The sequence below is a fragment of the Pseudooceanicola algae genome (assembly GCF_003590145.2).
GTDB lineage: Bacteria > Pseudomonadota > Alphaproteobacteria > Rhodobacterales > Rhodobacteraceae > Pseudooceanicola > Pseudooceanicola algae.
The window spans coordinates 2,590,980-2,605,703 of the sequence record NZ_CP060436.1 but is presented as its reverse complement, the minus strand read 5'-3'; the positions used below and the strand labels follow the sequence as shown (position 1 = coordinate 2,605,703).

General features: G+C 62.0%; 9 protein-coding genes, 1 tRNA gene and 2 pseudogenes. 5 read left to right on the top strand and 7 right to left on the bottom strand.

Going from position 1 to position 14,724, the window contains the following annotated elements; translation table 11 throughout:
• The first annotated feature begins 254 nt into the window (after positions 1-254).
• The 3 genes from PSAL_RS12225 to PSAL_RS12215 all read left to right on the top strand — a co-directional run bounded on the left by PSAL_RS12225 (position 255) and on the right by PSAL_RS12215 (position 3,405).
• Complete coding sequence (locus PSAL_RS12225; protein WP_119838508.1) at positions 255-1,169, top strand: glycosyltransferase; 915 nt, start codon at positions 255-257, stop codon at positions 1,167-1,169.
• 31 nt (positions 1,170-1,200) lie between these two features.
• Positions 1,201-2,466 (top strand): glycosyltransferase family 4 protein, encoded by a 1,266-nt coding sequence (locus tag PSAL_RS12220; RefSeq protein WP_196222742.1) that lies wholly within the window; start codon positions 1,201-1,203, stop codon positions 2,464-2,466.
• 153 nt (positions 2,467-2,619) lie between these two features.
• Positions 2,620-3,405: an FAD binding domain-containing protein gene (locus PSAL_RS12215; protein ID WP_119838506.1), complete on the top strand. Its 786-nt coding sequence runs from the start codon at positions 2,620-2,622 to the stop codon at positions 3,403-3,405.
• Here PSAL_RS12215 and PSAL_RS12210 read toward each other — a convergent pair.
• From PSAL_RS12210 to PSAL_RS12195, 4 genes and pseudogenes are all read right to left on the bottom strand, one after another.
• Complete coding sequence (locus PSAL_RS12210) at positions 3,402-4,607, bottom strand: winged helix-turn-helix domain-containing protein (RefSeq protein ID WP_119838505.1); 1,206 nt, start codon at positions 4,605-4,607, stop codon at positions 3,402-3,404. The genes PSAL_RS12215 and PSAL_RS12210 overlap by 4 nt on opposite strands.
• A 41-nt stretch (positions 4,608-4,648) precedes the next feature.
• Entirely contained in the window at positions 4,649-5,674 is a 1,026-nt protein-coding gene (locus PSAL_RS12205; RefSeq protein ID WP_119838504.1) for a LacI family DNA-binding transcriptional regulator, read from the bottom strand.
• Between the two features lie 217 nt (positions 5,675-5,891).
• A pseudogene (locus PSAL_RS12200) lies at positions 5,892-7,042 on the bottom strand (IS3 family transposase).
• A 71-nt stretch (positions 7,043-7,113) separates the two neighbouring features.
• Entirely contained in the window at positions 7,114-9,402 is a 2,289-nt protein-coding gene (locus PSAL_RS12195) for a methyl-accepting chemotaxis protein (RefSeq protein ID WP_196222741.1), read from the bottom strand.
• A 321-nt stretch (positions 9,403-9,723) separates the two neighbouring features.
• On the opposite strand from PSAL_RS12195, the gene PSAL_RS12190 reads away from it, so the two are divergent.
• Both PSAL_RS12190 and PSAL_RS12185 read left to right on the top strand, forming a co-directional pair.
• Positions 9,724-9,800: transfer RNA gene (locus PSAL_RS12190), tRNA-Arg, on the top strand.
• 126 nt (positions 9,801-9,926) lie between these two features.
• Positions 9,927-10,967 (top strand): annotated as a pseudogene (locus tag PSAL_RS12185) (IS5 family transposase).
• A 95-nt stretch (positions 10,968-11,062) separates the two neighbouring features.
• Here PSAL_RS12185 and PSAL_RS12180 read toward each other — a convergent pair.
• From PSAL_RS12180 to PSAL_RS12170, 3 genes are read right to left on the bottom strand one after another with little or no spacing between them, the layout of a single operon-like run.
• Entirely contained in the window at positions 11,063-11,995 is a 933-nt protein-coding gene (locus tag PSAL_RS12180) for a putative B6 ABC transporter permease subunit 1 (protein ID WP_119838502.1), read from the bottom strand.
• Position 11,996: 1 nt separating this feature from the next.
• Positions 11,997-13,064, bottom strand: coding sequence for a putative B6 ABC transporter permease subunit 2 (locus PSAL_RS12175; RefSeq protein WP_196941854.1), 1,068 nt, complete (start codon positions 13,062-13,064; stop codon positions 11,997-11,999).
• A gap of 11 nt (positions 13,065-13,075) precedes the next feature.
• Positions 13,076-14,659 carry a putative B6 ABC transporter ATP-binding protein gene (locus tag PSAL_RS12170; protein ID WP_119838500.1) on the bottom strand — a complete coding sequence of 528 codons (1,584 nt, stop codon included), beginning with the start codon at positions 14,657-14,659 and terminating at the stop codon, positions 13,076-13,078.
• Between the last annotated feature and the right edge of the window lie 65 nt (positions 14,660-14,724).

The window sequence follows — 14,724 nt, the reverse complement described above, 5'->3', positions numbered from 1 at the left end:
CCGCGTGTAATGCGCAAACCGTCTGGCAAGGTGAAGGGGGAGGGCGGCGTATCGCATGTCTCTGTTCCATTCTGAAACGCGTTGCATTCTGATAGACGTGAGGCAGTGAACGAAGCGTTTACGCTCAAGGTTTTCCATCAAGCACACTGCAATTTGCCGTTTTCTTCTGAAATCCTTGGAAGGATCATGCGCGATTAGACCAAAATTAACGGCCCATAGGCGAGGTTGACGGCAAGCAGAAACAAGAGAGCCTCATGTTGATCCTGATGGGTGTGCGCAACGGTGAAAAATACCTTGAACCGCAACTGGCCAGCTTTTTGGCAAGTGGGTGCGAACGCTGGGTACTTTGGGCAAGCGATGATGGGTCAACGGACCGGAGCATTGACGTGATCAAGCGGTTCTCGAATGCCTTGGGCGAGGGACCCTGCAGCGTAAGCCTGCGCCAGGGGCCAGAGGCGGGCTTTGCCGCCAATTACCTGTCGATGCTGGCGGACCTGCCGGATCTGCCGGGTCATGTGGCGCTGGCCGATCAGGACGACATCTGGCTGCCCAAACGCCTGGGCCGCGCAGTGGCCATGCTCAACCGCCTGCCCGCGACGGTTCCGGCCTTTGTCTTCGGGCGGCGGATCGATTGGACGGCGAACAATCTCACGCCTTCGCGCGCACCGCGCCGACGGCCTGGTTTTTCCAACGCGTTGGTCGAAAACGTGGCCTTCGGCAACACAATCGTCATGAATGGCGCCGCGGCTCGAATCGCGCGGGATGCGGCGCCTCTGGCCCATGGTATCTATTCCCATGACTGGTGGATCTATCAATTGCTGACCGGCGCGGGAGCGGTCTGTCTGATGGATTGCGAACCTTCCGTTCTTTATCGCCAACATGAGGGCAACGTGATCGGCGCCGGGCGTGGCGTGACCGATTGGGTGCGACGCAAGGTTCAGGTATCACGGGGCCTATACGCAAGACGAATACAGGCTCAACTCGCCGGGCTGGAGCGGTGTTCGGAGTTTCTGGTTCCCGAGAACCGAAAGATCCTTCAAGCTTTCTCGGACGGGCGGCGCGCGCCATTGCGGGGTCGCCTGCGCCAGATGCGGCGTGCCGGCGTCTACCGGCAAAGCCGGGAGGGCTGCGTCGGGTTCTGGGGGGCCGTGGTTCTTGGCCGGGTCTGATCGTTCACCTCTTCCCAGGCCGCGCATTCTGTTGATCGGCGGCGCTGGCGGCCACAGCGGAGTACCCCGCCACATCCTGCAACTTGTCCGGGCCCTGACCGGCATCGCCGATCTGACCGTGGCATCGGACAAATGCGCGGGCGTCTACAAGGAGCTTGATCGCACACCGGCCCGTCATGTCGAGGTGCCGGGGCTTGAAAGCTCTGTTTCCCCTTTGCGATGGCTGCGCGCCGCGCGTCATCTACGACAATTGATCGGTCGGGAGCAGCCTGCTCTGGTCTGGGCGCATTCACGGATGGCCGTGTTCCTGCTGCGCTCGATGGCGTTGTGTGGGGTACTGCCAGGCCGGCCGGAAATTGCGGTAACCTTTCACGGGTTGCCGTTCGGAAAGGGGCACAGGGCCTCAGCCCTGACGATCCGGGCCGAGAAGCTGTTTTTGAGCCGCCTTTCCGGGCTGCATTTGCTGTTCCTTTCCAAGGCTGCGGAACATGAGTACCGTGGTGCGGTAGGCGAGGACCTTTGCCTTGGTCATCAGATTTCGCAGCGTCCCAATTGTTCGGATATCGGTGAAATCAAGAGGCGAGAGCCAGATGATACCACGCGGCAATTGCTCATGACGGGTCGCGCGGCCCGCCAGAAGAACCTGCCGCGCGCTTTGGCAATTTTTGCTGCCTTGCCCGGCACTTACCGGCTGACCATCTGTGGCGCTGGTACGGAAACCGCAGGTTTCCGAAGAAAGGCCAAGCATATTCTTGGCCCGGGTCCGTTGAGCCGAGTCACCTTTCTGGGCGAGGTTGCTGATATCCGTCCGTTGCTGGCCCGAGCTGACGTCTACCTGCTGACCTCGCGGTACGAGGGCATGCCGATCGCGGCCCTTGAAGCCTTCGAGGCCGGGTTGCCCCTGGCCCTCAGCGCGACGGGTGGCACCGCCGAAATCAGTGCAAGGCACCCCTTTTGCACTGAACTCACGGCAGGCGAGGGTGTGGATGACCTCCAGGAAGATGCCTTGCGCATCACTGCTTTGACCGAGGCTTTCCGCGCTGCCCCGGAACAGTTCCGGACCGAGATCCGCAGGGCTTTCCAGCAGGAATTTTCCTTTGCGGCTTGGGCGCGAGACATGCGTGTGCAAGCGTCCCGCATGTGCCCGCCCGTTCCGGACCCGAGCCTGACGCCAGAGGGCGCAGCCAATGTTCCGTTGCCGCCGATTATCCCGCAGCCGATGCCAGCAGGCGTCATCCCCTCCCAAGTCTCTCTATCGGGAAACATGCAAAACACTGCCCGATCGCCCAGAGCCTGATCGCACCTTTTCGTCCGCCATCGCGCAAGACCTCCTGCCCAAAGATCATTCTCGAAGGGAGTGGATATTGACATGGCCGCCGTAGAGGCCAAAGTCTGCCCCGGCGTTTGCCTTTGGCAAGCCGGAGCCGAAGCCAGGACAGGGAAGCAAACCATGTACAATTTCGAATTCGTCAAACCCACGAGCATCGAAGAAGCGGTTGCTGCCCTGGCCGATGAAGAGGCGCAGCCTCTGTCCGGTGGGCAGACCCTTATTCCGACGATGAAACAACGGCTGAATGCTCCGGGGGTTCTGGTCAGCCTGCTCGGGATCGAGGAAATGCGCCATGTCGGCATGGAAGGTGATCTGCTCACTGTTGGAGCCGCAACCTCGCATGCAGAAATCGCCCGTTTGGCCGCCACGTCTTATCCCGCGCTTGCAGCCCTTGCGGGGCAAATCGGCGACCCGGCCGTGCGCAGCCGTGGCACGATCGGCGGCAGCCTGGCCAACAACGACCCCGCGGCCTGTTACCCGGCTGCAGCGCTTGCTTCGGCTGCGGTGATCGTGACGGACCGGCGTGAAATTGCGGCCGACGATTTCTTCGAAGGTATGTTCACCACCGCCCTCGAGGAAGGTGAGATCGTGACTGCGGTTCGGTTCCCGATCCCGGAGGGCGCTGCATATGTGAAATTCGAACAGCCCGCGTCGCGTTTCGCAATGACGGGTGTCTTTATCGCCCGCTTCGCCTCTGGCGTTCGCGTGGCCGTGACCGGCGCTTCGGAAGAAGGCGTTTTCCGTTGGGCAGAGGCAGAAAATGCACTGTCTGCCGACTTTTCCCGCAAGGCCATTGCCGATCTCAGTCTGCCTGCAGAGGGCATGATGAGCGACCTGCACGGATCGGCGGAATACCGGGCGCATTTGGTGAAGGTGATGACCGGGCGTGCGGTGGCTGCGGCTTAGGTCACCAGCCAGTCAGGGGCCCAGGTCACGTAATCGAGCCCGGCGAAACGGGCAACTCGATCCAGTTCGGCGCATAGCCGCGCGATCCGTCCGGCCCCGAAACGGATCGCGGGCTCAGGCCAGACACGTGTGACGACCAGTGCCCCGGTTTCCCGGTTCGCCTTCATGTCGATGCGCCCGACAAGACAGTCGCCTTCGAGCAAGGGAAAGACGTAATAGCCATAACGCCGCTTGGGCGCGGGCACGAAAATCTCGATCCGGTAATGAAATCCGAAAAGCCGTTCGGCGCGGTTTCTGTCCCGCAGGACCGGATCGAAGGGACTGAGGACCCGTATTCGGCCGGGGGGATCGGCCAGAGACGCAATGGTCTCGATCGTGCCGGGGCGCAGGAAGACCCGGCGCGGCCGCCCGTCGGCGCCGGTGATTTCGGCTTCGGTCAGGCGGTTTTCCCCGAGTTCCGCCTGGCACCAGTTCCGGGCTTCGTCGGCGGTCGCGATGTCCCAGAAGGCCGCGATCTCGCCGCTTGTGGCGAAGCCGAGCCTGTCGAGCGCGGCCGCGTTCAGCCAATCCAGGCTTTCTTTCAGGTCCGGGCATTCTGCTGGATGCTCATAGACCCGCTCTGCCAGGTCGTAGTATTTCCGAAATCCCTGCCGCCGCGAGATGGCAAGGACACCGCTGCGCCAAAGGTATTCAAGCGCGGCTTTGGAGGGATGCCAGTCCCACCAACCCGTTGATTTCGCGGCGGGAGTTGATTTGAGGTCACCCGAACATACTTCTCCGTGGCGGGTCACATGATCCTGCACATTGCGCAGTTCGCCCAAGAAGGCGTCGCCTTGCCACCGTGGCCATCGGGCCCGCAACCGTTCCGCGTCACGGCCAAAACGGTGGCGCAAATGGGGCAGGAAGGCCATGGGCAGGATGGCCGCGTCATGGGTCCAATGTTCGAACAAATCCCGGTCGCGTTCAAGCAGTGGGGCCAGATTGCCGGTGCGGTAGGTCGGGCGGCGTGCAAAGAGGATCATGTCATGGGCGCGTGCAAGGGTGTTGACGGAGTCCACTTGAACGAAGCCCAGGTCCTGGATCAGACCTGTCAGATCCGCGCCCTTGCCCGTCCCCTTGGGGGGAGTGCCCAGCAGATGCCGATGCAGAAACAGTTTCCGGGCGTTGCGGTTGTCCAGGGGCGCGGGTCTCTCCTGGGGCATCTTAACCTTGTTCCCAACTCTGTAATAGGGCGGCTGCAGGCCTAACTCAGGCGCAGGGTGTCGCCGAAATTGATTTTCGGGGACAGTTCGACCTTGCCGGCCGAGGCGCTTTCCGGGGTTTCGACGCGGGCCAGAATAATCTCGGCGGCGCGGCGGCCGATCTCGGCCCGGCAGGAATCCATCGTGGCCAGCTTGCGCGGCAGACCTTGCAGCAGTTCAACGTCGTTGAACCCGGCCAGACCGATCTTTTCGGGGATGTCATAGCCTTGCTCGATCATCCAGAGAAGACCGCCGGCGCCGACTATGTCATTGGAATAATAAAGACAATCAAGGTCCGGGCGGCGCTTCAGGATGTTCTGCGTCATCTCTCGGCCCTTCCCCAGGGCCGAGCCTTCGGTATAAAATTCCGTATCCGAGATCTCGATGCCGCTCTTGGCCAATGCCTCGGTAAAACCTTCGAAACGTTTGCGGGCACGGTGATCGGCTCCAAGCCGGGTGCCGAGAAATCCGATCTTGCGATAGCCTGCGCGTAGGATCGCCCGCCCCATTTCGCGGCCCGCGCGCCGGTGCGAGATGCCCACGGCGGCATCGATCGGCGTACCATCCGTATCCATGATCTCGACCACGGGGATGCCGGATGCCTGCAACATGGCGCGGGAGGCGTCGGAATGTTCCAACCCGGCAATGATGACGCCGGAAGGCCGCCAAGACAGCATTTCGTAAAGGACTTTTTCCTCTTTCTCCGGAATGTAATCCGTCACCCCGACGACGGGTTGCAGGGGAGAGGTTTCCAGAACTCGGGAAATGCCGCCCATGACCTCGGGAAAAACCATGTTGGACATGGATGGGATGATGACGGCGACAAGGTTCACCCTTTGGCTTGCCAAGGCGCCCGCGATCTTGTTGGGCACGTATCCCATGCGCTTGGCGGCTGTCAGCACCTTCTGCCGCGTCGTATCCGAGACATCGCCTCGATTGCGCAGAACGCGGCTAACCGTCATTTCCGAAACACCGGAAGCTTCGGAAACGTCACGGAGGGTCAAGGGACGGCTGGGAGGTTTTGACACGAGGGGATCCTGATTATTTGCCCAATGCTAGCCTGCGCTCTGCCCTTCCTTCAAGTTGTCATTGCCTTCCAACAAGATGACCGAAGTATTGCCAGCTAAACTTGGCTTTTCAGTAAGACGCGATATCCCGAGTGCTGGCAAGGTTTGTCCGGCCACGTTGCTTGGTATCGGGATCATGCTTTGATAGCCGCTGACCTGCTCCCTCGGGAGTCCTCGTTTATGAGTTAGCACTGTTCAGGTTTTGGTCTTCGTCTGGCCGGTCAGCATATTCCCATGGTGTCATGCCAGCGAGGCTTAAATGTGGGCGGTGGTGGTTGAAGTCTTCGCGCCATGCCGCCACTGAATTGCGGGCATGGCGCAAGCTTTTTGAAAGGTGCTCGTTTAGCAGTTCATCGCGCATGGGACCGTTGAAGCTTTCAACGAAGCCATTCTGCATCGGCTTACCTGGCGCGATGTAGTGCCAGTCAACCCTGCGGTCCTCCTGCCATTTCAGGATGGCGTTGGAAGTTAGCTCCGTCCCATTGTCAGAGACCACCATGCAGGGATAGCCTCGCATCTCGGTGATCCGGTCCAGTTCGCGACCGACCCGGATGCCCGACAGCGATGGGTCGACTACGGACGCCTGGCATTCGCGGTTGAAGTCGTCAATCACATTCAGGATGCGGAACCGGCGGCCAAAGGACAGGCTGTCGGACACGAAGTCCAGGCTCCACCGCTGGTTTGGCCCCTGCGGGACTGCCTTCGGGGCTCTGGTGCCCAGGGCACGCTTTCTGCCACCATGTTTGCACGCGGACAGGCCCTCTTCTTTATAAATGCGATACAGATTCTTCCAGTTCACCTGCCAGTCCTCACGCCGCGGCAGCACGTGCAGGCGCCGATACCCGAACCGCCGCCGCTCAGATGACAGGTCCTTGAAACGTGCCCGGAGGTCAGTATTTTCCGATTGCGTTGGCGGTCGTCGATACACACGCGGACCGATCCCGACCAAAGCGCAGGCCCGCCGCTGTCGATATCCCTTCTGTGTCATGGCCCAATCCACAGCTCTTCGCCGCGCACCAGGCCTTAGAAGGGCCGGCAGGCTCTCTCGGACCGATGGCGTTCACCTGCCTCCATTCCCAACATTTCCTTCAGCGTCGAGACATCCATCATCTGTTCGGCCAGCAGCTTCTTGAGCTTCGCGTTCTCAGCCTCCAGCGCCTTCGGCTTCTTCGCATCCGACACTTCCATGCCGCCAAACCGGGCACGCCATTTATAAAAGGTCGCATCGCTGAAACCGTGCTTGCGACACAGATCCTTCGCGCCAAGCCCTGCCTCGTGCTCCTTTAGAATAGCGATGATCTGTTCCTCCGTGAACCTTGATCGCTTCATCGTCTGTCTCCTTCAATAGGAACAGACTAACCCCAAACTGCGGACTTTTCAGGGGAGCAGGTCACCGCGCCTTAGAATTCGGCCCAATCGTCAGAGCTATTGTCCGCTCCGCCGATCGGCGGGGCGTTGACGACGGCACGGGCGGGTTGTTCCTTGGCAGGGGCGGATTCGATGGCGCGGCGGACCTTGCTGTTGTCGCAATGGAAGCTTTGCGAGATCCTGCTGAGCTTGGAGGCCTCGCTGACCATGACCTTGCCCGTGCCGTGGACTTGCGACGCCACCGCCGCATTTTTCTGCGTCACGCCATCAAGCTGATCGACCGCCGTATTGATCTCTTCCAGGCCAACCGATTGTTCGCGCGCGGCTGTTGCTATGGAGGTGACCGAGGCGGCGACCTTGTCGAACTCGCCGATAATGCTTTGGAAGGATTTTCCGGTGCGTTCAACCAGTTCGACCCCACCCGACACGTTCTGGGCGGCTTCCTCGATCAGTCCGTTAATCTCCTTCGCGGCTTCGGAGCTGCGCTGCGCAAGGGCGCGGACCTCTGAGGCGACGACTGCAAAACCGCGTCCTGCCTCGCCCGCCCTGGCCGCTTCGACACCGGCATTCAGCGCAAGGAGGTTGGTCTGGAAGGCAAGGTCTTCGATCACGCTGGTTACCTGCGTGATCTTTTGGGACGAGGTCGAGATCTTGTCCATTGCGACCATGGCCTGATCGACGACCGCCCCGCTTCGCGTAGCATCTTCCTTGGCCTTGCGCACCACATTGTCGGCTTCGCCGGCCGAATCTGCCGTGGACTTCACCGATGCGGAAAGCTGGGTGATCGCGGCAGCGGTTTCTTCCAGGCTGGCGGCCTGTTCGATCGCACGCTGGCTGAGGTCGTTGGAGGCGTTTTCGACGTCATGGGCATTGTTGTCGATTTCCTGCGCCGAAGAGACAAGCTCCGATATCGTATCGTTGAGTTTCATCAAGGCAACATTGAACCCGTTGCGCAGTTCCTCGTAGTCACTGGCAAACTGGGTCTGGATTACGGCCGTCAGGTTGCCGTCGGACAGTTCATTGATCGCGCCAGTCAGATGCTGCACCACGGTACGTTGCTCTTCCGCTCGTTGTTCCTGCAGTTGCCGCTGATCCGAGGCCTGGGACAGCTTTCCACGCAGGTTGTCTAGGCTGCGGGCAAGGTTGCCGACGTCTTCACGCCGATCTGTCATGGGGATGGTGCTGTCGAGATCCCCATCGGCGACCTTGCGGATTGCAGCACCTATCTGGACAAAGGGTTTGGAGATCGTCTGACCGATCACGACGCCCAGAACTGTGATTATCAGCCCCAGAACCCCCAGTTGCACGAACAGCATGTTGCGCAGCTTGACGATGGGTTGGAGAAGTTCGGAATCCTTCTGCTCGACAATGATCGCCCCGCTGGCCGAGCCGATGTCGATCGGGTCGATCAGCGCATGTACCGGCTCTCCATTGGTGCCGACCGTTTCGACGAAGGCTGCACGGCGACTGGCCACGGCTTCGCTGATATTGCCATCGTCCGGCAGTTGCTCCAGAAGCTGGGGCCCGTCGGTAAAGCGGCTTGCACTGCGCAGGCGCATGTCTGAGCCGACGTAGAGCGCATCGCCCGTGCTGCCCAGGCCCTCGCCGCGTTGCATCAGCGCATTGATCGGTGCCGCAGACAATTCGAAGGCCAGCACACCGAGTGGCTTGCCGTCGCGCCCCAACATCGGCGTTGCAAAGAAGCTGACCGGCATGTTGTCCTGCACGGCATAGGGCGCGAAATCGAAATAGGCGACCTCTCCTTTTCCGGCGTCAAGCGAGTCGCGGAAGGCGTGGGCAATCGCGGTATCGCGCCACCGGCCGTCAACCAGGTTGGTGCCGTATTCCGCCGTTTTCGCAGTGGAATAGACAATATTGCCATTGGGATCGATCAACATGACATCCTGCATGTTCCGCGATCGCATGAAGCGGCGCATGTACTCGTGATATTTCTCGTGCACGCGGTCGTATTGGGGGAATTGGCCGGAGGTCGTCATTTCATCGCGATCGCCGATAGGGTTCGGGTTGTTCTGGATGTATGCGGTTTGCAGGGCGTCTCCGGGGTTTTCGCCGATGCCGGGCCAGGCCAGTTTGAAACTGTTCATGGCGGCGATGACGGTCGGATTTTCGGCCTGCGACGTTAGCAATTCATCCATCGAAGCCATGAACTCCAGCAGCGCATGCTTGCGCGCATCGGCCGTGGCCTGGAATTTCTGCTCCAGCTGCTCTGTCATGATGATCCGGGCGTCCCGGAAGGCGGTATAGGCAAGAGCGCCACCCACGATCAGGCTGACCAGGGTGATGATCAGTGGCAGTTTCACGGCCAGGCGGATATTGCCAAGTAGGGTAAACCGCGAACTTCTTGAGGCTGATGCCCCGCCGGAACCTGAAAATGCCGTCATGTTGTCATCCTCTGCAGGTGGCTACCATCGGGGGCGCCGAAACGATTTCGTCGGGCCCCCGCTGCTTGTCATTGGGAAGGCCGCATCCGGCGGAAGAGATGGCATCAACGCTTTAAGGACAGCTTAAATGGCGGTGAAGTTGCTCGGTTCGGCCTGAAATTATGTTTCGACTTCAACAGACCTCGGGCGGGAATCCGACGATGACAAGCCTGATTTGACCGGGTAAGAGATGCTCAGGTCGGCCCCGTGGCTCAACTGGATAGAGCAGCCCCCTCCTAAGGGGCAGGTTGCAGGTTCGAATCCTGCCGGGGTCACCACTGAACATCAGTTGTTGTTCGACATCCAAAGACCGTCTTTTCGACAAAAGACGGGTTTTGAACGGCTATGTTGCACAAACCGCGTGAGCGATTCATCTTGTGAATCCAGTATGGTAGCTGGGCTCCATGAGCAAACCTACACCCCCAACCTACAAGACCAGGAACTGGCCAGCCTACAATGAAGCGCTCAAGCGCGTCGTTTCACGACCTCTCGGACGATTTGGTTTGACCCCGAGATGATTTGGGATGCCACGCCGACTGGCAGGCGTGGCCGACAACAGACCTACAGCGATACCGCCATTCAAACTTGCCTGACGATGCTTGCTTGACGATGAAGGTGCTGTTCGGCATGGCTTTGCGGCAGACGACCGGTTTCGTCGAGAGCCTGCTTTCTCTAATCGGTCTGAACTGGGTGGTGCCAGACTTCAGCACGCTGTCCCGCCGTCGGAAGATCCTCGCTGTGAATGTCCCGTATCGCGGCTCCAAGGGGCCGCTGCACCTGCTGATCCCCTCTCGGGATCATGCTTCGCGTGACCCTGCCGGGCAGCGGATAGCACCGGGATCAAGATCGAGGGCGAAGGCGAGTGGAACGCCCGCAAGCATGGCGGTCCCAAGCGGCGGGTCTGGCGCAAGATCCTTCTCGGGATTGATGAGCAAACACTGGAAGTCCGAGCCGTTGAAGTCACAGGGAACCATATCGGCGACGCACCTGTTCTGCCCGACCCGCTCAGCCAGATCCCGGCGGATGAGCAGATCGGCAGCGTCACCGCCGACGGTGCCTATGACACGCGCAAGTGCCACGACGCTATCGCCGACCGCGGTGCGCATGCCGTCATCCCACCTCGCAGGAACGCCAAGCCCTGGAAACCCACGACAGCAGGCGCAATCGCGCGCAACGAGGCGCTTCGCGCATCGAAATGCCTCGGTCGCGCCATCTGGCGAAACTGGACCGGATACCACCGCCGAAGCCGCGTCGAGATATGAGCCGGGCCAGGAAACGATCCGGGGGATCGTTTTCCCGGCGATTGGATGCACTGTATGAAACTGCTGGGCCAACGCCTCATGGCCCGGGATTTCGACCGTCAGGTGGCGGAAGTCCAAGTCCGTATCGCCGTCATGAACGGTTACACCGCGCTCGGCATACCCGTTACTGTGGCCGTAGGATAATTCCGTCCGGGGAAAGGGGGAGCCTGATCATCAGCCGATTTGTGCAACAACGCCGTTTGCCCCCGACGTTTTCACGGCTCTGGCCCGGCGCGCCCCTAGCGTTCGCCACGCACATAGGCGGCGCCAAGGGCGGTCGGCAGCTTTGCCTTGCGGCCCGCGAACAGCAGCACCAGCATCACGGCCGCATAGGGCAGCATCTGCACCACGTCCGTCGGGACATTCACGCCCGCCACCTGCAGGGCCGTCGCGGCGGAAAGGCAGGCTCCGAACAAAAGCGCCCCAAGCAGCACCCAAAGCGGGCGACCGCGCGCCAGCATCGCCAGCACGATGCCGATAAAGCCGTTGCCATGGGTCATGAAGGGCACAAAGACGCCCGCCGCGACGATGGACATGAAGGCGCCGCCAAGTCCCACTAATCCGCCACAGGTCAGCACGGCAAGGCTGCGGATCGCCAGGACGTTTTCCCCTGCGGTATCCAGCGCGGCGGGCTTGTCGCCGGCGGCCTGGATGGCAAGGCCAAGATGGGTGCGCCGGTAAAGCCAGACGAAGAATGGTACCAGCAGCAGCGCCAGGTAGACGACCGGTTCGCGGTCGAACAGCGCCGGGCCGAGGATGGGAATATCCGCCAGCCCCGGGATGCGCCAAGTCGGCACCTGGGGCAGGCGGGGGTAAAGGCGGCTGAACTGGATATGGTGCAGCAGGGCCGTCGCCCCTTCTGCGCCAAGGGTCAGGGCGATGCCGACGACGATCTGGTTCAGGCCAAGCCGCACGCAGAAGATCACCATGAACGAGGACACGGCCAGCCCGCCAAGGACCCCACCCAGCATCCCCAGACCGATGCTGTCATAGGCCCAGGCAACCCAGAACCCGGCATAGGCCCCGCCCAGCATCATGCCTTCGATGCCGACGTTAAGCACCCCGGCCTTTTCGCTCAGCTGTTCGCCAAGCCCGGCCAGCAGCAGGGGAATGCCGGCGGAAATCGCTCCGACGAAAAGGGCGATCAGGAAGGTATCTGTGAACAGCGACATCTCAGGCTCCTGCCTTCTGACGCCGCCGGGCGCCCATGTATTCCGTGACGCCGAGGACGATCAGCAGGATCGCCACAGTGACGAGGGTAAAGTAGTTCGGCACGCCCATGCGCCGGGCGGCACTTTCCGACCCGATCGAGAGGATCGAGAACAGCGCAACGAAGGCGATGGAGGCAAAGCCGTTGAACCGCGCAAGAAAGACCAGCGGGACGATGGACAGCGAATAGGCCGGGTTCCAGTCGGCGCGCACATTGCCGTACTGGCCAAGGATGGCGACGCCGCCCGACAGTCCGCCCAGCCCGGCCGAGATGGCAAAGACCGAAACGGTCAGTGCAGGCACCGCGAGGCCCGCGTGGACGGCGGCGCCGGGGTTCGCGCCGACCACCCGCAGGCGCAGTCCGAAGGCGGTGCGCGTCATCACGAAATGCACGATCAGGATCGCCACCAGCCCGATCAGCAGGCCGCTGGATACCGTGGTTCCGAACAGCGTCGGCAAGCGGTCCGCCACCGCCAGGGTCCGGGTCTGGGGCACCGTGGTGTCGGGGTCGAAATAGACCAGCTTGACCAGCACGCTGGCAAGCGAGATGCCGAGGAAGTTCATCATAAGCGTGGTGATGATCTCGTTCACGCCCTGGCAGGCGCGCAGGATGGCCGGGATCAGCCCCCAGATCGCGCCGAAGATGAAGGACACGCCAAGGCCCGCCAGAAGCGCCACGCTGACCGGCACATGGCTGACCAGCAACGGTGTCCAGGCGGCGGCCAGCACGGCGCCCATCAGGAATTGCGCGTCCCCGCCAAGGTTCCAGATCCCGGCGCGGAAGGCGACGATCAGGCTGGCTGCGATCAGCAGAAGCGGCCCCATCCGGGTCAGCGTGGCCTGTACGCCGGTGGGCGACAGCAGCCCGCGCCCGAAGACATAGGCGTAATATTCCAACGGGTTGACCTGCATCACCAACAGGATCAGCCCTGACAGCAGCAGCGCCACGATCACCGGGCCGATGCTCATCGCGCAGGCGGTGCCGAGGTCGCGCAGGCGTCCGTTGCCACCCGGCGCGTCGATATCTGCCATGGATCCGGCGCTCATTTGCTTACTCCGCTCATCAGTTCCCCGATCCGCCTGCGCGCATCCTCGTCATTGTCCACGATCCCGGCGACCCGGCCCTGATCCATGACCAGAACCCGGTGGCTGAGCTCCAGCACCTCGTCGAGTTCGGTAGAGATCAGCAGCACCGCCGCCCCGGCCGTGGCCGTTTCGCGGATCCGCGCCCGCGTGGCCGAGATATTGGCCAGGTCGAGCCCGTAGGTCGGCTTGTTGAAGATCACGGCCCGCGTCGTGCCGGTCAGTTCGCGCGCCAGAAGGACCTTCTGAATGTTGCCGCCCGAAAGCTTGCCCACCGGGGTTTCGATCGAGGGCGTGCGAATGTCGAAATCGCGCCGCTTGGCGCGGGCATTGGTGGCAATCGCCGCAGGTCTTTCCAGCCCGTTGGTCCAGTAGGGTGCGGCGCCGATCTGCTTCAGCAGCAGGTTGATCGAGACCGGAAAGGCCCCCACCGTACCTTCGCCAAGACGGTCGTCGCTGACATAGCGCAGCCCGCGCGCACGACGCTGCCCGATGCTGAGCCCGTCGATGAAATCACCGTCCAGACGGATGCGACCGTCCGACAGGGGGGCCTGTCCGGCCAGCACCTCGGCCAGTTGTTTCTGGCCATTGCCGTCGATCCCGGCAATGCCGAGGATCTCGCCCGGCCACACCTTGAAGTCGATATTGGACAGCGGCACATGGGCGGCGGCGGCATATAGCGCCTGCACTTCCAGCGCCGGACCTGCCTTGCGGTCCAGCGTGGCCGTCTCGGGGCGGCTCGTCCGGGCGCTGGTCATGTCGCTGGTACCGAACATCAGGCGCACCACCTCGGCGGTGGCTTCGGCCGGGGCCATGGCCTTCAGCGCGTCCGGGGCGATCCCGCCCACCTTCTTTCCCAGCCGCAGGACCGAGATCCGGTCGCCATAGGCCACCGCCTCGTTCAGCTTGTGGGTGATGAAGACGACTGCCACGCCCGAGGCCGCCAGCCGCTGCATCAGCTCGCCCAGCCGGGCGGCGTCATGCGGGGTGAGCATCGCGGTGGCTTCGTCAAGGATCAGAAACCTTGTGCCACGCATCAGCGCGCGCACGATCTCGGCCTGCTGGCGTTCCCCGAGCGACAGGTCGCTGGTCAGCGCGCGGGGATGGATTCGGACGCCGATCCGCTCGGCAACCTCGGCCATTTCGGCGGCGGTGCCGTCGCGGTCGGGACGGCGCAACCAGCCGCGCCCCAGCGTGGCGTTTTCGACCAGGGTCAGGCTGGGCACCAGCATCGAATGCTGAAAGACCGTGCTGATCCCGATTTCCAGCGCGGCGGCAGGCGAGGCCACGGCGCGCGGCGCGCCATCGACCAGAATGCGCCCGTCATCGGGTTGCTGCAGCCCCGAGAGCATGGAGACCAGGGTGGACTTGCCCGCGCCGTTTTCCCCCAGAAGCACATGCACCTCGCCGGCGTGAAACTCCATGTCGATGGAATCATTGGCGATAATGCCCGGGTAGCGCTTGGTCACGCCCTCCAGCTGCACGATCACCGCGCCGGGGGCGACGGGCTGTGCGGCAAGGGGGATCTGCTGTCCGTCCGGCATGTCGGACCTCCGGGGAAGTTGGGAAATGCGGGCCCGGTCGGGGCCCGCATGAAGCGTTTCAGCGG